Origin of the sequence: Bradyrhizobium commune (assembly GCF_015624505.1) — a bacterium.
Lineage (GTDB): Bacteria > Pseudomonadota > Alphaproteobacteria > Rhizobiales > Xanthobacteraceae > Bradyrhizobium > Bradyrhizobium commune.
Genome location: NZ_CP061379.1, coordinates 43,236 through 62,777, shown reverse-complemented (window position 1 = coordinate 62,777; position 19,542 = coordinate 43,236). Strand labels below are relative to the sequence as shown.

Annotated in this window: 15 protein-coding genes; 2 read left to right on the top strand and 13 right to left on the bottom strand. The window is 64.8% G+C overall.

Translation table 11 applies throughout. The annotated features are described in order from the left end of the window. Positions 1–52 precede the first annotated feature (52 nt). Positions 53–2,212: a catalase/peroxidase HPI gene (gene katG, locus IC761_RS00265; protein WP_195801335.1), complete on the top strand. Its 2,160-nt coding sequence runs from the start codon at positions 53–55 to the stop codon at positions 2,210–2,212. A gap of 114 nt (positions 2,213–2,326) precedes the next feature. On the opposite strand, the gene pnp is transcribed toward katG, so the two are convergent. The 8 genes from pnp to rimP all read right to left on the bottom strand — a co-directional run bounded on the left by pnp (position 2,327) and on the right by rimP (position 12,765). Further along, positions 2,327–4,489: a polyribonucleotide nucleotidyltransferase gene (gene pnp, locus IC761_RS00260; protein ID WP_195801334.1), complete on the bottom strand. Its 2,163-nt coding sequence runs from the start codon at positions 4,487–4,489 to the stop codon at positions 2,327–2,329. A 464-nt stretch (positions 4,490–4,953) separates the two neighbouring features. Beyond that, positions 4,954–5,223, bottom strand: coding sequence for a 30S ribosomal protein S15 (rpsO, locus tag IC761_RS00255; protein ID WP_028133641.1), 270 nt, complete (start codon positions 5,221–5,223; stop codon positions 4,954–4,956). A 2-nt stretch (positions 5,224–5,225) separates the two neighbouring features. Beyond that, a complete protein-coding gene (gene truB, locus IC761_RS00250) occupies positions 5,226–6,344 on the bottom strand; it encodes a tRNA pseudouridine(55) synthase TruB (RefSeq protein WP_195801333.1) in 1,119 nt (372 codons plus the stop codon). Next, a complete protein-coding gene (gene rbfA, locus IC761_RS00245; protein ID WP_195801332.1) occupies positions 6,341–6,784 on the bottom strand; it encodes a 30S ribosome-binding factor RbfA in 444 nt (147 codons plus the stop codon). Before rbfA ends, truB begins: the two co-directional genes overlap by 4 nt. A 155-nt stretch (positions 6,785–6,939) precedes the next feature. Next, a complete protein-coding gene (gene infB, locus IC761_RS00240) occupies positions 6,940–9,618 on the bottom strand; it encodes a translation initiation factor IF-2 (RefSeq protein ID WP_195801331.1) in 2,679 nt (892 codons plus the stop codon). A 71-nt stretch (positions 9,619–9,689) separates the two neighbouring features. Next, positions 9,690–10,373: an RNA-binding protein gene (locus IC761_RS00235; protein ID WP_195801330.1), complete on the bottom strand. Its 684-nt coding sequence runs from the start codon at positions 10,371–10,373 to the stop codon at positions 9,690–9,692. A 23-nt stretch (positions 10,374–10,396) separates the two neighbouring features. Next, positions 10,397–12,007, bottom strand: a complete 1,611-nt coding sequence (gene nusA / locus IC761_RS00230; protein WP_195801329.1) for a transcription termination factor NusA — start codon at positions 12,005–12,007, stop codon at positions 10,397–10,399. Between the two features lie 2 nt (positions 12,008–12,009). Further along, positions 12,010–12,765: a ribosome maturation factor RimP gene (rimP, locus tag IC761_RS00225; protein WP_195801328.1), complete on the bottom strand. Its 756-nt coding sequence runs from the start codon at positions 12,763–12,765 to the stop codon at positions 12,010–12,012. Positions 12,766–13,139: 374 nt separating this feature from the next. Between rimP and IC761_RS00220 the strand changes: the two genes are divergently transcribed. Continuing rightward, complete coding sequence (locus IC761_RS00220; RefSeq protein ID WP_195801327.1) at positions 13,140–14,222, top strand: DUF2336 domain-containing protein; 1,083 nt, start codon at positions 13,140–13,142, stop codon at positions 14,220–14,222. On the opposite strand, the gene trmB is transcribed toward IC761_RS00220, so the two are convergent. The 5 genes from trmB to IC761_RS00195 form a co-directional block, all read right to left on the bottom strand. Further along, positions 14,219–14,929, bottom strand: a complete 711-nt coding sequence (gene trmB, locus IC761_RS00215) for a tRNA (guanosine(46)-N7)-methyltransferase TrmB (protein WP_195801326.1) — start codon at positions 14,927–14,929, stop codon at positions 14,219–14,221. The genes IC761_RS00220 and trmB overlap by 4 nt on opposite strands. Continuing rightward, positions 14,926–16,083 (bottom strand): M20 family metallopeptidase, encoded by a 1,158-nt coding sequence (locus IC761_RS00210; RefSeq protein WP_195801325.1) that lies wholly within the window; start codon positions 16,081–16,083, stop codon positions 14,926–14,928. The genes trmB and IC761_RS00210 overlap by 4 nt, the downstream gene beginning before the upstream one ends. An 84-nt stretch (positions 16,084–16,167) precedes the next feature. After that, positions 16,168–16,581 carry a helix-turn-helix domain-containing protein gene (locus tag IC761_RS00205; RefSeq protein WP_195801324.1) on the bottom strand — a complete coding sequence of 138 codons (414 nt, stop codon included), beginning with the start codon at positions 16,579–16,581 and terminating at the stop codon, positions 16,168–16,170. 231 nt (positions 16,582–16,812) lie between these two features. Continuing rightward, positions 16,813–18,426, bottom strand: coding sequence for an apolipoprotein N-acyltransferase (gene lnt / locus IC761_RS00200; protein WP_195801323.1), 1,614 nt, complete (start codon positions 18,424–18,426; stop codon positions 16,813–16,815). Further along, the gene (locus IC761_RS00195) at positions 18,423–19,541 is read right to left on the bottom strand and encodes a hemolysin family protein (RefSeq protein WP_246791419.1); all 1,119 of its coding nucleotides are present in this window, start codon (positions 19,539–19,541) and stop codon (positions 18,423–18,425) included. The genes lnt and IC761_RS00195 overlap by 4 nt, the downstream gene beginning before the upstream one ends. Between the last annotated feature and the right edge of the window lies 1 nt (position 19,542).

Here is a 19,542-nt window from a genome sequence, read left to right as displayed (position 1 = left end):
AGTGGTTCTACCTGGTCAATGGCGCCGTCGGACGCCACCAGAGGAGGTATTCATGGACGACACTTCGAAGTGCCCGTTTTCGGGCGGAAAACGCGTGCCAGCGAACCGCGACTGGTGGCCCACCAATCTCAGCATCGAGATGCTGCACAAGAATTCCGGCTTGTCCGATCCGATGGGCGAGGCGTTCGACTACGCCAAGGAATTCAAGTCGCTCGACCTGAACGCGGTCATCAAGGACCTGACCGCTCTGATGACGGACTCGCAGGAATGGTGGCCCGCTGACTTCGGTCACTATGGCGGCCTGATGATCCGCATGGCCTGGCACAGCGCGGGCACCTACCGCATCACCGACGGCCGCGGTGGCGCCGGTGCCGGACAGCAGCGTTTCGCGCCGCTGAACAGCTGGCCCGACAACGCCAACCTCGACAAGGCGCGTCGTCTGCTCTGGCCGATCAAGCAGAAATACGGCCGCAAGATTTCCTGGGCCGATCTGATGGTGCTGGCCGGCAACGTCGCGCTGGAATCGATGGGCTTCAAGACATTTGGCTTCGCCGGCGGCCGCGCCGACGTCTGGGAGCCGGAAGAGCTCTATTGGGGTCCCGAAGGTACCTGGCTCGGCGATGAGCGCTACAGCGGCGAACGCCAGCTCGCCGAGCCGCTCGGCGCCGTGCAGATGGGTCTCATCTACGTCAATCCGGAAGGCCCGAACGGCAAGCCGGATCCGGTCGCCGCGGCCAAGGACATCCGCGAGACCTTCTTCCGCATGGCGATGAACGACGAGGAGACCGTCGCGCTGATCGCCGGCGGTCACACCTTCGGCAAGACCCACGGCGCAGGCGATCCGTCGCTGGTCGGGCCGGAGCCGGAAGCGGGCGCGCTGGAAGACCAGGGCCTCGGCTGGAAGAGCAAGCACGCGTCGGGCCTGGCCGGCGATTCCATCACCAGCGGCCTCGAGGTGACGTGGACGACGACGCCGACGAAGTGGAGCAACAACTTCTTCGAGAACCTGTTCAAGTACGAATGGGAGCTGACGAAGAGCCCCGGCGGTGCGAACCAGTGGACGGCCAAGGGCGCCGACGCGATCATTCCGGATGCGTTCGACAAGTCGAAGAAGCATCGGCCCACCATGCTGACGACCGACCTCTCGCTGCGCATGGATCCGGCCTATGAGAAGATCTCGCGGCGCTTCTACGAGCATCCCGATCAGTTCGCGGACGCGTTTGCACGCGCCTGGTTCAAGCTCACCCATCGCGACATGGGTCCCATCGTGCGCTACCTCGGCCCGCTGGTGCCGAAGGAGACGCTGATCTGGCAGGATCCGATTCCGGCCGTGAACCACGAGCTGGTCAGCGAGCAGGACATCGCTTCGCTGAAGACGAAGATCCTGGCGTCGGGTCTTTCGGTCTCCGAACTGGTCTCGACCGCATGGGCGTCGGCCTCGACGTTCCGCGGCTCGGACAAGCGCGGCGGCGCCAACGGTGCACGCATCCGTCTTGCCCCGCAGAAGGACTGGGAGGTGAACCAGCCAGCCCAGCTCTCCAAGGTGCTCGGCAAGCTCGAAGCGATCCAGACGGAGTTCAACGCGGGTGCGAAGAAGGTCTCGCTTGCGGACCTGATCGTCCTCGGCGGCTCCGCCGCGGTCGAGAAGGCCGCCAAGGATGCCGGCGTCGACGTGAAGGTTGGCTTCACGCCGGGCCGCATGGATGCGTCGCAGGAGCAGACTGACGCTGCCTCCTTCGCGCCGCTGGAGCCGCGGGCCGATGGCTTCCGCAACTACATCGGCAAGAAGCATCAGTTCCTGCAGCAGGAAGAAGCCCTCGTCGATCGCGCGCAGCTTCTGAAGCTCTCGGGACCCGAGCTGACCGTGCTGGTCGGTGGCCTGCGCGTGCTCGGCGCCAATGCGAACGGGTCGAAGAGCGGCGTCTTCACCTCCAAGGTGGGTACGCTCTCCAACGACTTCTTCGTCAACCTGCTCGACATGAGCACGCAGTGGACGCCGGCGGCCGATGGCACCTATGAGGGCCGCGATCGCAAGACCAATGCGGTGAAGTGGACCGGCACGCGCGCCGATCTGATCTTCGGCGCGCACTCGCAGCTCCGCGCCTTCGCCGAGGTCTATGCCTCGTCGGATGCCAAGCAGCAATTCGTGCATGACTTTGCCAAGGCCTGGACCAAGGTGATGAACCTCGACCGGTTCGACCTCGCGGCCTGAGTTGTTTCTCCTCTCCCGCTTGCGGGAGAGGGGGCGCGGATCACCCGGCGCAAGACACAAACAAAAAGGGCGGCCGCGAGGCCGCCCTTCGTGTTTCTGATGTCGTGAGAGCGATTACTCGCCGGCCGCTTCGCGCGGGGCCTTCTCGCCCTCGCCACCCTTTTCCTTGGCCTCGAGGTCCTCGCCGGTGGTCTGGTCGACCACCTTCATCGACAGGCGGGTCTTGCCGCGATCGTCGAAGCCGAGCAGCTTGACCTTGACCTTGTCGCCTTCCTTGACGACGTCGGAGGTCTTCTGCACGCGCGCCGACGCGAGCTGGCTGATGTGGACGAGGCCGTCCTTGGAGCCGAAGAAGTTCACGAAGGCGCCGAACTCCATCACCTTGACGACGGTGCCGTCATAGATCTGGCCGACCTCCGGCTCAGACGCGATCGACTTGATCCACTTGATCGCGGCCTTCATCGCCTCGCCGTCGGAGGAGGCGACCTTCACGGTGCCGTCGTCCTCGATGTTGACCTTGGCGCCGGTCTTCTCGACGATCTCGCGGATCACCTTGCCGCCGGTGCCGATCACTTCGCGGATCTTGTCGGTCGGAATCTTGAAGGTCTCGATGCGCGGCGCGTACTCGCCGAGCTCGGCGCGGGCGTTGGTGAGCGCCTTGGCCATCTCGCCGAGGATGTGGATGCGTCCATCCTTGGCCTGGCCGAGCGCGACCTTCATGATCTCCTCGGTGATGCCCTCGATCTTGATGTCCATCTGGAGCGAGGTGATGCCCGATTCCGTGCCGGCGACCTTGAAGTCCATGTCGCCGAGATGATCCTCGTCACCGAGGATGTCCGAGAGAACCGCGAAGCGCTTGTCTTCGAGGATCAGGCCCATCGCGATGCCCGCGGTCGGCCGCTTCAACGGCACGCCGGCGTCCATCAGCGCGAGCGAGGCGCCGCAGACCGAAGCCATCGACGAGGAGCCGTTGGATTCGGTGATCTCCGAGACCACGCGGATCGTGTAGGGGAACTCGTGATGCGGCGGCAGCACCGGGTGGATCGCGCGCCAGGCCAGCTTGCCGTGGCCGATCTCGCGGCGCTTGGTGCCGCCGAGGCGGCCCGTCTCACCAACCGAGTAGGGAGGGAAGTTGTAGTGCAGCAGGAACGTTTCCTTGTACGTACCCGACAGCGCGTCGATGTACTGCTCGTCCTCGCCGGTGCCGAGCGTGGTCACGACCATCGCCTGGGTTTCGCCGCGGGTGAACAGGGCCGAGCCGTGGGCGCGGGGCAGCACGCCGACTTCGGCGATGATGTTGCGCACGGTCTTCGAGTCACGGCCGTCGATGCGCTTGCCGGTGTCGAGGATGTTCCAGCGAACGATCTTCGCTTCCAGCTCCTTGAACACGGCGCCGATGCGCAGCTTGTCGTATTTCGGCTCCTGCCCTTCGGGGAAGTAATGGGCGATCACCTTTTCCTTGACCTTGCCGACCGCGGCGTAGCGATCCTGCTTGACCGGAATGGCGTAGGCGGCACGCAGCTCCTGCTCGACCATGCCGAGCATTTCCTTCTCGAGCGCGGCATTGTCGATGACGGTGACTTCGCGCGGCTCCTTGGCGGCCTTCTCGGCGAGCTCGATGATCGCGTTGATCACCGGCTGGAAGTGGCGATGACCGAACATCACCGCACCGAGCATGATGTCTTCGTTCAGCTCCTTGGCTTCCGATTCGACCATCAGAACGGCATCGGCGGTGCCGGCGACGACGAGGTCGAGCTGGGTGTCGACCATCTCGTCGAGCGTCGGGTTGAGGATGAACTCGTCATTGGCGAAGCCGACGCGGGCAGCCCCAATCGGGCCCTTGAACGGAGCGCCGGACAGCGTCAGCGCGGCCGAGGAGGCCACCAGCGCCACGATATCGGGATCGTTCTCCATGTCGTGCGACAGCACGGTGGCGATCACCTGGGTCTCGTTGCGCCAGCCGTCGACGAACAACGGACGGATCGGACGGTCGATCAGGCGGGAGACCAGCGTCTCCTTCTCGGTCGGACGGCCCTCGCGCTTGAAATAGCCGCCGGGAATGCGGCCAGCCGCATAGGTCTTTTCCTGGTAGTCGACGGTCAGCGGCAGGAAGTCGACGCCTTCGCGCGGCGTCTTCGCCGCGACGACGGTGGCGAGCACCACGGTCTCGCCATAGGTGGCGACGACGGCGCCGTCGGCCTGGCGTGCGATCTTGCCGGTTTCGAGCTTGAGGGGGCGTCCGCCCCAGTCGATCTCGACTGAATGCTTATTGAACATAGAGGTCTTCTTTCATGGGTTCTCGAAAGAAGGGACGGCTCGAAAAACAAAAACCATGTCAAGATTGCAGGACGCTGATCGGAGCGGGCGATCAGCGTCCTGCGATCCTGCCATGGTTTTTGGATGTCGGATGGCGTCCATCCTTTCGGGTCATACGGGCGCCTTGCCCGTTGCGCCCAGCCGCCGGATTGCTGCTGGACTGTCAGTCGGCACGAATGCGAACACCGAATTGCGGTCTTCGCTGATCATGCCCCGGATGCGAATCGTCACCAAAGCATGATCCGGAAAAGTGTGAAGCGGCTTTCCGAAAAGATCATGCTCAAACAACAATCCAAAGTGCGATTCTTGTCGCGCTTTGGGCTCGCATCCGACGTGCGCGTGAGCCTCGATCAAAAACCTTAAAATAAGCGCTTTCGCTCGAAACCACGCGCAAAAACGCGCGCCAGTGGCGCGCGCAAGAACTCTTAACGACGAATGTTGTGCTTCTCGAGCAGCGCCTTGTACCGCGCCTCGTCCTTCTTCTTCAGATAGTCGAGGAGCGAGCGGCGGGTCGAGACCAGCTTCAAGAGACCACGACGCGAATGGTTGTCCTTCACGTGGGTCTTGAAATGGCTGGTGAGGTTGTTGATGCGTTCCGACAGGATCGCAACCTGAACCTCGGGCGAGCCGGTATCGCCGGCCTTGGTGGCATTCGTCTTGATGACTTCCGCTTTGCGTTCTGCGGCAATCGACATCGTCAATTTCTCTCGTTGCGACCGGTTGAGGCAGTCAAGCCGGTCAGGTTGAACACACGCTTGGGGATGATTTCGCCATTGCCAACTTCAGCAAGCGCCAGAAGACGGCCTGCTACCGTGACATAGACTGTGCCGCTACAATTGGGCGCATCCCGTCCGCGCAACAAAACGGCTTGGCCCCGGTGGAGCCTTGCCGCATCAGCCCGAGTGACGGCCAGTGCCGGGATGTCGTCCAGCGCGGTCTCAACGGGCATAAGCGCGTCGGCGAGGCTGCCCTCGCCGGACGCGGCTCTATCGCACAAAGCCTCCAGTCGATCCAGCGGAATCATGTCGTTTTCGCTAAATGGGCCGACCAAGGTCCGCCGCAGCGCGCAGATATGGCCGAAAGTGCCGAGAATCCGGCCCATATCGCGGGCAAGCGCCCGGACATAGGTGCCCTTGCCGCACTCGGCTTCGAATACGGCGCGGTCGTTATCTGGTTGATCAACAAGGGATAAATGGTGAATCTCGACCGGGCGCGGGGCCAGCTCCACGACCTCGCCGTCGCGGGCGAGGTCATAGGCGCGCTCGCCCTGGACCTTGATCGCGGAATAGCGCGGCGGAACCTGCTCGATCACCCCGGTGAAGCGGGGCAGCAGGGCCAGGATGGACTCCCGGGTCGGGCGCTGGTCGGAGGTCGCAGTGACCTGGCCCTCGATGTCGTCGGTGTCGCGCTCCTCGCCCCAGCACACGGTGAAGCGGTAGCGCTTGCGACCATCCATGACGAAGGGAACCGTCTTGGTGGCTTCGCCAAGCGCGATCGGCAGGCCGCCGGAAGCGAGCGGATCGAGTGTGCCGGCGTGGCCGGCGCGCTTGGCGTTGAACAGGCGCTTGAGCACGGCAACGGCTTGCGTCGAGGTCATCCCGATCGGCTTGTCGAGCACGACCCAGCCATGGACGTCGCGCCGGTCGCGGCGCGGCTGGTTGCCCTTCTGCTTGCCCGCGCGCGGATCGTTGTTGACGCGACGCGGCTCCTGATGCGCGTGACCATCGCCACCGACATCGGCAAAATTATTTTTTTGCATGTCGCGCGTATCGGGCTCTTCGCCGCCGATCGTGCCGTGTGCGGGGTCCATCATCATTGTTCTTCTTCCCGATCCGAATCCGGATCCTGCTCCGGATTCTTGTCCAAGTCCTTCTGCACCGCGGGTGTTCGCAAAAGCTTCTCGATCCGTTCCGCCTCGTCGAATCGCTCGTCGACGCGGAAGCGAACGTCAGGTGCAAATTTCAAGTTAACGCGCCGCGCGACTTCGCCGCGCAGGAATCTCTTGTTGCGCTCGAGCGCAGCGATGACGAGCTCGGTGTCGCGGCCGCCGAGCGGCATCACGTAGATTGTCGCGAGCTTCAGGTCAGGCGACATCCGCACCTCCGGCACGGTGATGATGTGACCTTCGAGGTCCGCATCATGCACGCCTCCTTGCGCCAGAATATCGGCTATCGCGTGGCGAACCTGCTCGCCGACGCGCAGCTGACGCTGCGAGCCGCCGGGCGCGGAACTCTTTTTCTGGTGGTGGCGGGGCATGGTTCGGAAATCACCTCGTCATGTCCGCGTTTGGACACGGGCATTGTCATTTGTCCTGTTGAAACGAATGGAGTGCGATGGCCGGAAAAAATCCGGCCATCGCACTCCCGCTATTTCAGCTCAAAAAGATCCGGGCGCTTCGGTAAGATTTGGACTTACAGGGAGCGCTGGATCGTCTCCACGCGATAACACTCGATCACGTCACCGGCACGCATGTCGTGATAGTTCTCGAAGGCCATGCCGCATTCCTGGCCGGCCTGAACTTCCTTCACTTCGTCCTTGAAACGCTTCAGCGTCGACAGCTTGCCTTCGTGCACGACGACGTTGTCGCGGATCAGGCGCACATTGGCGCCGCGTTCCACGGTGCCGTCGGTGACGCGGCAGCCGGCGACCTTGCCGACCTTGGAGATGTTGAAGATCTCCAGGATCTCGGCATTGCCCAGCATGGTTTCGCGCAAGGTCGGCGCGAGCAGGCCGCTCATCGCCTTCTTCACGTCGTCCACGAGGTCGTAGATGATGTTGTAGTAGCGGATCTCGATGCCGTTGCGTTTGGCGGCCGCGGCCGCCTCCTTGTTCGCACGAACGCTGAAGCCGATGATCGCGGCATTGAAGCCTTCCGCGAGCGTCACGTCGGATTCCGAGATGCCGCCGACACCCGCATGCAGGATGCGGGCTGCGACCTCGTCGGTGCCGAGCTTCTCCAGCGAGCCAAGGATCGCTTCCAGCGAGCCCTGCACGTCGGCCTTGACGATCAGCGGGAATTCCTTGCGGCCCGCCGTCTTCAACTGCGACATCATCTGCTCGAGCGAGCCGCGCATGCCGGAGATCGAGGCCGCCGCGTTCTCGCGCTTCTGGTGCGCGCGGTAGCTGGTGATCTGGCGGGCGCGCGCTTCGTTCTCGACGACCGCGAGACGGTCGCCGGCTTCCGGCGGGCCGTTGAAGCCGAGCACTTCGACCGGCACAGAGGGGCCGGCTTCGTCCACGGTCTCGCCCTGATCCGAGATCAGCGCGCGGACGCGGCCCATCTCGGCGCCGGCGACGATGATGTCGCCGACCCGCAGCGTGCCGCGCTGGACCAGCACGGTCGCGACCGGACCGCGGCCGCGATCGAGCTTGGCCTCGATCACGGTGCCTTCGGCCGGACGCTCCGAATTGGTCTTGAGGTCGAGCAGTTCGGCCTGGAGCGCGATCATCTCGAGCAGCTTGTCGAGATTGGTCTTGTTCTTGGCGGACACTTCGACGTCGACGACTTCGCCGCCGAACGATTCGACCTGCACCTCGTGCTGGAGCAGCTCGGTGCGGACGCGCTCGGGCTTGGCGTCGGGCTTGTCGATCTTGTTGATGGCAACGATGATCGGCACGCGCGCCGCCTTGGCGTGGTTGATGGCTTCGACCGTCTGCGGCATCACGCCGTCATCGGCCGCAACCACCAGCACGACGATGTCGGTGACCTTGGCGCCGCGGGCGCGCATCGCGGTGAACGCGGCGTGGCCAGGCGTGTCGATGAAGGTGATCTTCTTGCCGCTTTCGGGCGACAGCACCTGATAGGCGCCGATATGCTGGGTGATGCCGCCGGCTTCGCCGGACACCACGTTGGCATGGCGGAGCGCATCGAGCAGCGAGGTCTTGCCGTGGTCGACGTGACCCATCACGGTCACGACCGGCGAGCGCGGCTCGGTGTCGGTGGAATCGTCCACGACGTCGAACAGGCCCTCTTCAACGTCGGACGCGGCGACGCGCTTGACGGTGTGGCCGAGCTCTTCGGCGATCAGCTGCGCGGTGTCGGCGTCGATCACGTCGGTGATCTTGTGCATCGCGCCCTGCTTCATCAGCATGCGGATGACGTCGACCGCGCGCTCGGCCATGCGGTTGGCGAGCTCCTGGATGGTGATCGCTTCCGGAATGATCACTTCGCGGATCAGCTTTTCCTTCGGCTCGTTCGCGGTATGGCCCTTCAGGCGCTGGGTGCGGCGGCGGAACGAGGCGATCGAGCGCTCGCGTACCTCGTCGGCATTGAGCGCGGTCACGACGGTCAGGCGGCCACGCTCTTTCTGCGGGCCGGGCTTGTGGGTGGGCTTGGGGGCGACCACAGGACGCGCAGCGCCGCCGGGACCACGACGGATCTGGCGCGGACCATCGTCCTCGTCCGGTCCGGCCGCGACCGCGGGGGCGCGACCCACCGGGCCGGCCGGACGCGGCGTGGTCGTTGCCGGACGCGCTGTCGTCGTGCCGGGCCGCGGCGTGGCGGCCGCGGGCCGCGGTGCAGGAGGGGACGGCGCGGCTGCGGCAGTGCGCGCCGCAGCTTGCGACTGCTCGCCCTCGCCAAAGCGCTTCTTGGCCTCGGTCTCGGCTTTTCGCTTGGCTTCCTCTTCGTGGCGATGACGCTCGTCCTCGGCCTTGCGGCGGGATTCGGCGGCGTCGCGCTCGGCGCGTTCGGCGGCGTCGCGGACAGCGCGACGCTGAGCCTCTTCCTCGGCCTGGCGACGCTCTTCGACTTCGCGCACTTTGGCATCGGCCAGCGCGCTGGCGCGGGCGGAGCGTTCGTCCTCGGTCAGCGTGCGCAGCACGACGCCGGAACCGGCATTGCGCGGCGGCGCCGGGCGCGCGGGCGCGGGTGCAGGCGCGGCCGGTGCCGGCTTTGCAACAACCACGGGAGCCTGTGGCTCAGGGCTGCCGTCGATGCGGCGCTTGCCGCGCTTCTCGACCACGACCTGCTTGCTGCGGCCGTGGCTGAAGCTCTGGCGCACGGTGCCCGTTTCGACGCGCGGCTTGAGCGATAGCGTCTTGCTCGGAACGCTCAGCTTCTTGTCGTCAGGGGTCTTGGTATCAACCATTCAGCAGTCCTAATCCTGATCTTGTTGTCGTTGTGCGTTGCCGCACCGTCGAACCGGTTCGTCGTTGTCTCTTAAAAATCCTGGCCGTGCTTTTCAGCAGTCTTGTCGTCGTCCGCCATCCGGTATCGGACCAGCATCTGGCTACGTGACAGGAATGACTTGCTCGCCGGGCCCGCGAGCAGGGCAGCATGTATCACATTTGACCGGGTAAGTGCCAAATCCAATTCTATCGATTTCAGCGCCGTAACGACCGGAATCGGCGGCTGGTCGCCGCGGTTTCCGTCATTTTGCCGCGCCAGCATGTCCAATTTGCGGATTCCGTCCGCGGCCCCGTCGCTGGCATGGATCAGGACCTCGGCCGTGCCTTCCCGCAGGGCGTCCTCGACCTTGCCGAAGCCGGCGACGATCTGCCTTGCCTTGGCAGCAATCCCAAGGGCTTCGGTCGCGCTCCGAACCAGGAGCGCCTCGATGTCGGCGGGAAGCGTCGGAGAAATGCGCAGGTCGCGCTTGAAAGCTTTGGTAAATTGGTGACGACGGACGGCTTCCGCAACCACCTGCCGCGACGCGGTGACCCACATGCCCCGTCCGGGCAGCTTGCGCTTGAGATCGGGAACTATCTGGCCGTCAGGCGATACGACGAAGCGGATCAGCTCGTCGATCGGCCGGACCTCGCGGCTGACCGCGCACATACGCATGGTCGCGGACCTTTCGGTCCGCGGTCCATTGTCGAGTTCAGGGTCAGTGCTGGCAAGCATCCGGGCGACATCCTCCTTCGCCCTTAAGCCGGCTGGTCTTCGGCGGCCTCGGCCTCTTCGGCCGGCTTGGCCAGGTCAGCCTCGGTGATCCAGCCCGCCTTGACGCGCGCCTGCATGATCATGGTTTCGGCTTCGTCGCGGGAGACGCCGAGGCCTTCGAGCGCGCCGGCAAACTTGGTCTGCTCGCCGCCTTCCTTGCGCTCGGTCCAGCCGACCAGGTCGTCGGTGGCGCAGCCGGCGAGGTCGTCGACCGACTTGATGTCGTTCTCGCCGAACTTCACCAGCATCTTCGAGGTCACACCGGGCACGTCCTTGACGGCGTCCTCGACGCCGAGTTCCTTGCGCCGGGCCTCGAGCTCGGCTTCCTGCTGCTCGAGATATTCGCGGGCGCGGGTCTGCAGCTCCTGCGCGGTTTCCTCGTCAAAACCCTCGATGCCGGCGAGTTCCTTGAGGTCCACCATCGCGAGCTCCTCGACCGAGGTGAAGCCTTCGGACGCGAGCAGCTGGCCGACCACCTCGTCGACATTGAGCGATTCCATGAAGACGCGGGTGGAGTTCTCGAAGTCGGCCTGGCGGCGCTCCGATTCCTCCTGCTCGGTCAGGATGTCGATGTCCCAGCCGGTGAGCTGAGAGGCGAGGCGGACGTTCTGGCCGCGGCGGCCGATCGCCAGCGAGAGCTGGTTGTTGGTGTCGGGCACCACGACCTCGATGCGCTCGCGGTCTTCGTCGATGACAACCTTGGAGACTTCAGCCGGCGCCAGCGCGTTGACCACGAAGGTCGCGATGTCGGGCGACCACGGGATGATGTCGATCTTCTCGCCCTGGAGCTCGTTCACCACCGCCTGCACGCGCGAGCCGCGCATACCGACGCAAGCGCCGACCGGATCGACTGAGGAATCGCGGGAAATCACGCCGATTTTCGCGCGCGAGCCCGGATCGCGGGCGACCGCCTTGATCTCGACGATGCCGTCGTAGATTTCCGGCACTTCCTGCGCGAACAGTTTTGCCATGAACTGCGGATGGGTGCGGGACAGGAAGATCTGCGGCCCGCGGGTCTCGCGGCGGACGTCGAAGATATAGGCGCGGACGCGGTCGCCGTTGCGGAACACTTCGCGCGGCAGCATCTCGTCGCGGCGGATGATGGCTTCACCGCGGCCGAGATCGACGATCACGCTGCCATATTCGACGCGCTTGACGACGCCGTTGACGATGTCGCCGATGCGGTCCTTGAATTCCTGATATTGGCGGTCGCGCTCGGCCTCGCGCACCTTCTGCACGATCACCTGTTTGGCCGACTGCGCGGCGATGCGGCCATATTCCAGCGGCGGCAAGGTGTCGGCGATGGTGTCGCCGACCTGGGCGCCCGGGTTAGCGCGCTGCGCGTCGGCAAGCGAAATCTGATTGGAGTGGTTTTCGACCTTCTCGACCACCAGCATGTGGCGCGACAGCCGGAGCTCGCCTTTCTTCGGGTCGATCTCGGCGTGAACGTCAGTCTCGCTGCCGTAACGGGCGCGCGCGGCCTTGGCGATGGCATCTTCCATCGCCGCGATGACGATGCCGCGATCGATCGATTTCTCGCGGGCGACGGCGTCGGCGATCTGGAGCAATTCAAGTCGATTGGCGCTGACTGCCATGGCTAGTCTCCTTCGTCAGGCTCGATTTCGCCGCGCCGCGCGCGTTCGGCGGCAAGGCGATGTTTCTTGGTATTGGTCGGTGCCGGCTGCTTTTTCGGCTTGGTGTTCTTGGTGGTTTTCGCGCTGATCTCGGCGTGCGGCGCCTGCGGCGGCTCGAGGCCGAGATTGCGGCGCATCTCGCGCGCCTCGGCCTTGCCGCGGCGCATGGATGCCGCGATCAGCTCGTCGGTCAGCACCAGCCGCGCCTCGCCGATATCTTCCATCGTCAGGAGAACATCGGGATCATCGTCGGCCTTGACGTCGTCGCGATGCAAATGCACGCGGGCGCCTTCGACAGGACCGATCGTGCCGCGGAACCGCTTCCGCCCCTCATGGGCAACCGCCATCTCGATCTTCACGAGATGCCCGGAATAGCGCTCGAAATCGGAGCGCCGCACCAGCGGACGATCGATCCCGGGCGACGAAATCTCCAGCCGATAGGCGCGATCAATGGGATCGGCGACGTCGAGCACGGGTGACAGCGCCCGTGAGATCGCCTCGCAATCCTCGATCTGCATCGAGCCGTCCGGACGCTCGGCCATGATCTGCACGGTGCAGCCGGCCTCTCCGGAGATGCGAATCCGCACCAGCCGGTAACCCATGCCCTCGAGCACGGGACCTGCGACCGCAGAGACCCGCGCAGCGGCGCCCGGCTCGACCACAAGCCGCGGCTCGGCCAGCAACTCGGCATCCGTGGAACCAGTATTCGGTTCGGTCATATCCAGGGTCGGGGCGCTCGGTGGTTAGTGCTTGGGTTAAGGCCGGGTTAACGACGTCAAAGCCTGCTTCGGAACTTTCCCGACAGCTGGTCGGGCCGCATCTTTCGCCAAGCCGCGTTCAGGTAATAAAAAAGAGCGGGTCCTTTCGGGCCCACTCTCACTACGCGGATCGTATGAGAAGATGAATTGGCGCTGATATAGCCCTTTCCGCCCGTCCGGACAAGGCCCATCGCAGGCGAGAGCGGGCTTTTTGCGCCTCCGCCTGGCGCCTGCGGAGCAACGCTTCCTTCATCAAGGAGGCCTAGATTCCCCGATTGTGGGGCGGCTTGAGCCTATGGCGCGCCCACGGCGTGCCAGATTCGAGTTGCGTTTCCATGACCGTTGCCACGTCGCTCATTCCCGGACTGGACGATATCGTCAGACGCGGCGATCCGAAGCGCCGTGGCGAGATCGCACGCGCGATCTCTGCGCTGTTCTTCCAGGATGCCGCAAATCTTCGTCCCGATCTGGTCGATCTCTTCGACAATCTGTTGATCGATCTCGTCCCGCATGCGGAGCTTGCCTCGCGCGTCGATCTCGCCGAGCGCTTTTCGCGGCTGGACAACGCGCCGCGGCATCTCGTCGGCCAGCTCGCGCGCGAGAGCGAAATCATGGTGGCGGCCCCGGTGCTGCGCCGCTCGCCCGTGCTCGACGATGCCGCGCTCGTCGAAATCGCGCGGCTGAAGGGCCAGGGCCATCTGCTGGCGATGACGGAGCGGCCGACCTTGTCGGTCGAGATCACCGACGTTCTGGTCGAGCGCGGCGATCGCGACGTGGTGCGCCGCGCTGCCGGCAATGCCGGCGCAGCCTTTTCGGCGGACGGCTTTTCGGAATTGATCAAGCGCGCGAGCCAGGACGGCGTACTGACGCTCAAGATCGGCCAGCGCGAGGATCTCTCCGGCGAACATCTGAAAGAGCTTCTGAACGGCACGCTCGACGTCATTCGCCGCCGCCTTTCCAGCGTGGTCAATCCGACGCGCCAGGTCGAGATCAAGCGCGCGATGGCCGCGATCGAGGAAGCCTCGCTGCCGCCAGGACCGCGGCGCGATTTCTCGGCGGCGCAGCGCACGGTGCTCGGACTGCATCGTGAGGGCCATCTCGGCGAGAGCGCGCTGCTCGGTTTCGCCAAGGCGCACAAATACGAGGAATCGATCGCCTCGCTCTCGGCGATGGCCGGCGTCCGCCTCTCGATCCTCGACCGCCTGGTCGCGGGCGACCGCTATGATCCTATACTGATCCTTGGCCGGGTGTTGAACCTCGGCTGGCCCACGGTGCGCGCGCTGATCCTGATGTGGTACGGCCCGCAGCGCATGCCGGCCGATGCCGATCTTGAGCAAGCGCGCGTGAACTTCACGCGCCTGATGCCCACGACTGCCGAGCGTGTCGTGAATTTCTGGCGCAACCGGCGGACCATCTAGACTCTTCGAAACCGCAAGTAGGCCGCCTTGCGTCCTTCGCGCGTGGCCTTTCTGCCGTAGCGCGTCATCGTATAGCCGTCCCAGGGCAGCCGGAAATCATCGGCGCGTTCCGCGAGCCATCGGAAATCGGCCGAGCGCGAAAGATGCGACAGCGTCCAGGCGCAGTAATCGTCGATGTCGCAGACGAAGCGGAATTCGCCGCCAGCCTTCAGCACACGCGCCATCGCGGCAATCGTCCTGTCTTGCACAAAGCGCCGCTTCCAGTGCCGGCGCTTCGGCCAGGGATCGGGATGGATCAGGTCGATCCGCGACAGCGAAGCCTTCGGCAGCCATGCGAGCAGCTCTGCGGCATCGCCCGCGAACAGGCGGATATTGGCGATGTTGGCGGCCTCGATCTGCGCCAGGATCTTGGCCATGCCGTTGACATAGGGCTCGCAGCCGATGAAGCCGGTCGCTGGAAAGTTCTGCGCCTCCGCCGCGAGATGCTCGCCGCCACCAAAACCGATCTCGAGCCGCACGTCGTCGGCCGCGGGATCGAAGATCTCGTTAGCCTTCGCCGGCGCCTCGCCGTCGATGTCGAGTGAAAGATGCGGCAGCAGATGATCGATCAGCTCGGCCTGGTGCTGCCTGAGCCTGTGCCCCTTGCGGCGTCCGAAGAAGGCGCGCTCGCCGTCCGCGCGCTCGGGATCGGATTTGCGCTCGCTCATCGCAGCGTCTGGTACAGGCGGTAGAGCAGTCGTGCGCGCGGCTCGAGCGAGGAGACGTAGAGCTGCTCATAATGAGTATGCGCGCCCTTGCCGTCGACACCGAGGCCGTCGAGCGTGCCGGTGTGCGGCGCCGTGAAATTGCCGTCCGAGCCGCCGCCGGTGTGGGTGTCGATCAGGTCGAAGCCGAGATCGGCGGCGAGCGTCTTCGCATGCTCATAGAGCGAAGCACCCGCATTGCCCTTCTCATAGGGCGGACGATTGAGCTCGCCGGTGACCTTGACGGTGACGCCGTCGGTCTTCGATGTCAGTCCGAGGATCTTGCCGACGAACTCGTCTGCGTCGGCAACGCTCGGCACGCGCAGATCGACTTCGGCATAGGCCTCTTCTGGCGTCACGTTGGGACGCGTGCCGCCGCGCACCACGCCGACATTCACCGTCACGCCGCGCTTGAGATCGTTCATCGCTTCCAGCGTCTGGATGACGTTGGCGAGCTCGCGCACCGCGCTGCGGCCGTCTTCGGGACGCGAGCCGGCATGCGCGGGGATACCCTTGATGTAGATTTTGAATCGTCCGACGCCCTTGCGTCCGGTGACGATCTTGCCGCCGTCGCGCGCCGGCTCCGTCACCAGCACGTATTTGGCCTTGCGCCCTTCCTTCTCAATGAGAGCACGCGAGGTGGGACTGCCGATCTCCTCGTCGGAGGTGAACATGTGGGTGATGCCGAGCGGCGAGCGATCGGGCGTGGCGCAAAGCTCGCGAAAGGCGTGATAGGCGATATAGGCGCCGCCCTTCATGTCGTAGATGCCGGGACCGAACGCGCTGTCGCCTTCGACCTTGAAGGGCAGGCGTTCGATGAAGCCCATAGGGTGAACGGTATCGAGATGACTGAGCACCAGGATACCAGGACGGTCCTGGCCCCAGGTCGAGCGCACCGCAAGATGATCGCCGCAGCCATCGACGCCGGCGACGCGTTCGAGCGTGACGGGCAGATCGCGATAATGCTCAGTGACCAGCGAGATCAGCCTGTTGACCTGCTCGGGCACTTCCGTCGGCGTCTCGATCTCCACCCAGCGGCGGATACCATCGAGAATGGTTTGGGAATCGAACGAATTGGTGCTCGCCATGGACGTATCTGTGCCTTTGAACCGGATCATCGGAGAGGACGCATGTTCAAAGCGCGCCCGCACAGGACGACATAGGCCAGATTTGCGGCAGTCTCAAATCGGAAGAAAAGTGCGTCAGCGCTTGTCGGGGCCTTCGCGGGCGGCGATCTGCTCGACGAGATCGACGATCGAGCGGCGCAGCTTCGAATCGGTGATTCGGGTGAACGCCTTGGTCAACGCGAGCCCTTCGGAGGTCGCGAGGAAGTCGGAGACATAGGAGGGCGAGGCGCCTTCGGCGAAGCCGTTGGGCCCAGGCGTGCCGCTCGGTCCACCCTCGAACAGGAACGACACCGGCACCTGGAGGATCTCGGCGATCTGCTGGATACGGCTCGCGCCGACCCGGTTGGTGCCCTTCTCGTATTTCTGAATCTGCTGGAATGTAAGGCCTAAAGCCTCACCGAGCTTTTCCTGGCTCATGCCCAACATGATGCGGCGCATGCGCACGCGACTGCCGACATATTTGTCAACAGGGTTGGGCGCTTTCGACATTTCCTCAGCCCTCCAAACACCACCGTCGGCGCAATAGGAATATTGCCTCAGGTGACAGCGACATCAAAACTTCACTCTGATTGGGGAAACATTGCGGAGAAATTTAGCAATGCACCGCTGTCTTGTGCAGCCGGTGCAGAATGGGGAGCCGGTGTGCAGTCTGTCAACCGTGGGACTACGGTTGTCAAAGGTTTCCGGCCGCCTCGCCGGAAACCGCTAGCGACGGCATGTTCAGGGGTGCCGCTTCGCAACACGTCGTCGCAGCGCGAGAAACACAGCCAGCGCGACGAGCATGGCCGCGGGGACGTCACCGACGCGCGCGTAGATCGTGGGCGGGATTGCGGCGGGCAGGCTTGCATCCAAAATGCCTTCGATTCCGAGGCCAAGGCTGGCCACGATTCGTCCCACCGGGTCGATCACGGCAGACACGCCGGTATTTGCGGAGCGAACCAGCGGTAGTCCGAGCTCGATCGCGCGCATCCGCGCCTGCTGGAGATGCTGGTAGGGACCGGTCGAGATCCCGAACCAGCCGTCATTGGTGAGGTTCACGATCCAGCCCGGGCGTTCGTCGCGCGTGCCAACCTCGTCGGGGAAGATCGCCTCGTAACAGATCAGCGGAAGCACAGGCGGCGCACTCGGCACCGGCAGCGCGTGCCGCACCGTGCCGGGAATGAAGCCGCCGCGCATGCGCGTCAGCTGCTCGAAGCCGAGCTTTTCCATCAGATCCTGATAGGGAAGGAATTCGCCAAACGGCACGAGGTGCAGCTTGTCGTAGACCGAGAGCACACTGCCGTCGTGACCGATGACGTAGATCGAATTATACGCGCGCGTGATCGGCGTGCCCCGCGGCAGATCAGGCGCACGGACCGAACCCGTGATCAGCACCGTGCCCTTCGGCAGAAGCTCGGCGATCTGCGCCATCGCGTCGGCTTCACGGGTCAGGAAGAACGGAAAGGCGGATTCCGGCCAGATCAGGATGGTGGCGTCGCGCACGCCGGTCGATTGCGGCCCGGACGAACGATCCGATAGCGTCAGATATTTCTTCATCACCTCCGCCTTGGCGGAGTAGTTGAACTTTGCATCCTGCGTCAGGTCCGGCTGCATCAACCGCAGCCTGGTGCCCGCGACCATCGTGGTCGGATGCAGCGACAGGCGGATCGCGCCAAAGATGCCCATTACGACCAGCAGCGCAACCGCTGCGGCCGGCGCGCGCCACGCCGGCCGGCGATCCGGCGTGCGGTCGATCAGCGTGGCAGGGCTTGCGACGATCGCGATCGTGAGGAACGTCATGCCCCACAGGCCGATCAGCGAAGCCGTCTGTGCCAGCGGCAGCGGCTCCGACAGTGCATAGCCGAACGCGTTCCAGGGAAAGCCGGTCAGCGTGTGGCCGCGCAGCCATTCGGCAATGGTGAGGCTTGCGGCGAGCGCAAGAATGCGGGTGGCATCCTTGGTCCAGAGCAGGCGGGCCAGCGCAAATCCGATCGCGGTGAAGATCGAGAGATAGGCCGGCAGGCCCAGCACGGCGAAAGGTGTCAGCCAGGCGAACATATCGGCGTCGACGAAGAAGGCGATGCCGATCCAGTAGAGTCCTGGGACGAAATAGCCGAGCCCGAACCAATAGCCAGTCAGCGCTGCGGCGGGGATGCCGCCGTACCGTCCGGCACCCGCGCCGTCGATCAGCCAGACCATCAGGGGCAAGGTGATGAAAAGCACCGGGAAGATGTTGAACGGCGCCAGCGCCAGAACCGACAGCGCGCCGGCCGCCATCGCGAGGACGGCGCGCTTCCATCCCCAGGTCAGGATGACGGCAAGCGCAATCTGTCGAAGTCGCTGGAAGGCGCTCACTGCGGACCGGTCCCGTCGGCGGGCGGCGGGGTCTGCGTGTCACTGGCCGGCGGTTGACCGCTCTCCGGCGGGGCCTCGCGGCGGCGGCTTTCACGCTGGGTGCGCGGCGCGGGTCGTTCCTTCCGCGTCGAGATGCGCAGCCGCTTGACGCGGCGCGGATCGGCATCGAGCACCTCGACCTCGTAATTGCCGGGGCCCGAGATCACCTCGCCACGTACTGGCAGGCGGCCGACGAAGCTGACGAGATAGCCGCCCAGCGTCTCAACCTCTTCGCCGGCTTCGCCGGTGACGAAATCTTCGCCGATCACCGAGCGGACGTCGTCGAGGCTGGCGCGGGCATCGGCGATGAAGGCGTTGTCGGGCAGACGCACGATCGAGGGCGGCTCGTCGCTGTCATGCTCGTCGTCGATCTCGCCGACGATCTGCTCGACGATGTCCTCCAGCGAGACCAGCCCGTCGCTGCCGCCATATTCGTCGACGACCAGTGCGAGGTGGATGCGGGTGGCCTGCATCTGGGCCAAGAGGTCGATCGCCCGCATCGACGGCGGCACGTAGAGCAGCTTGCGGATGATGCGCGCGTCCCCAAGCGGCAGCGCCAGATCGACCGTGCGCAGGTCGAGCCCGGCCGGGAGCGGCTTCTTGCGCTTGGTCTTGGTGGCTTCCGACACGCGCGCACGCGCGGTCATGAAGGCGAGCAGGTCGCGGATGTGAACGATGCCGACGGGATCGTCGAGCGTCTCGTTGTAGACCACGAGGCGCGAATGGCCGGCGCTCTCGAAGCGGTCCATCAACTCGCCGAGCGGAATGTCGCGCTTCACCGCGATGATGTCGGCGCGATGCACCATGACGTCGGCGATGCGGCGCTCGTGCAGGCCGAGGATGTTGCGCAGCATGGTGCGCTCGACCGCGGAGAAGCCGGTGTCGTCGGGCGTGGTGGCGTCGAGCACGACCTGGAGATCGTCGCGCACCGATCCCGCCTTCCAGCCGAACAATGTGCGGATGGCACGCAGCAGCCAGCCTTCGGCGGTCGGGCGCAGCACCTCGCCGGGGGTCACCACGGCCGGCAGATTGGCCGTGTTGCGCGGATTGTCGTGGATAGGTTCTGAATCGGGCATC

Excerpts from the sequence above, each read along its gene's own strand:
- IC761_RS00205 (WP_195801324.1), bottom strand. The coding sequence starts at position 16,581 with ATGTCGAAAGCGCCCAACCCTGTTGACAAATATGTCGGCAGTCGCGTG.
- rpsO (WP_028133641.1), bottom strand. The coding sequence starts at position 5,223 with ATGTCGATTGCCGCAGAACGCAAAGCGGAAGTCATCAAGACGAATGCC.
- IC761_RS00195 (WP_246791419.1), bottom strand. The coding sequence starts at position 19,541 with ATGCCCGATTCAGAACCTATCCACGACAATCCGCGCAACACGGCCAAT.
- IC761_RS00210 (WP_195801325.1), bottom strand. The coding sequence starts at position 16,083 with ATGATCCGGTTCAAAGGCACAGATACGTCCATGGCGAGCACCAATTCG.
- rimP (WP_195801328.1), bottom strand. The coding sequence starts at position 12,765 with ATGACCGAACCGAATACTGGTTCCACGGATGCCGAGTTGCTGGCCGAG.
- truB (WP_195801333.1), bottom strand. The coding sequence starts at position 6,344 with ATGATGATGGACCCCGCACACGGCACGATCGGCGGCGAAGAGCCCGAT.
- rbfA (WP_195801332.1), bottom strand. The coding sequence starts at position 6,784 with ATGCCCCGCCACCACCAGAAAAAGAGTTCCGCGCCCGGCGGCTCGCAG.
- pnp (WP_195801334.1), bottom strand. The coding sequence starts at position 4,489 with ATGTTCAATAAGCATTCAGTCGAGATCGACTGGGGCGGACGCCCCCTC.
- nusA (WP_195801329.1), bottom strand. The coding sequence starts at position 12,007 with ATGGCAGTCAGCGCCAATCGACTTGAATTGCTCCAGATCGCCGACGCC.
- IC761_RS00220 (WP_195801327.1), top strand. The coding sequence starts at position 13,140 with ATGACCGTTGCCACGTCGCTCATTCCCGGACTGGACGATATCGTCAGA.
- IC761_RS00235 (WP_195801330.1), bottom strand. The coding sequence starts at position 10,373 with ATGCTTGCCAGCACTGACCCTGAACTCGACAATGGACCGCGGACCGAA.
- infB (WP_195801331.1), bottom strand. The coding sequence starts at position 9,618 with ATGGTTGATACCAAGACCCCTGACGACAAGAAGCTGAGCGTTCCGAGC.
- trmB (WP_195801326.1), bottom strand. The coding sequence starts at position 14,929 with ATGAGCGAGCGCAAATCCGATCCCGAGCGCGCGGACGGCGAGCGCGCC.
- katG (WP_195801335.1), top strand. The coding sequence starts at position 53 with ATGGACGACACTTCGAAGTGCCCGTTTTCGGGCGGAAAACGCGTGCCA.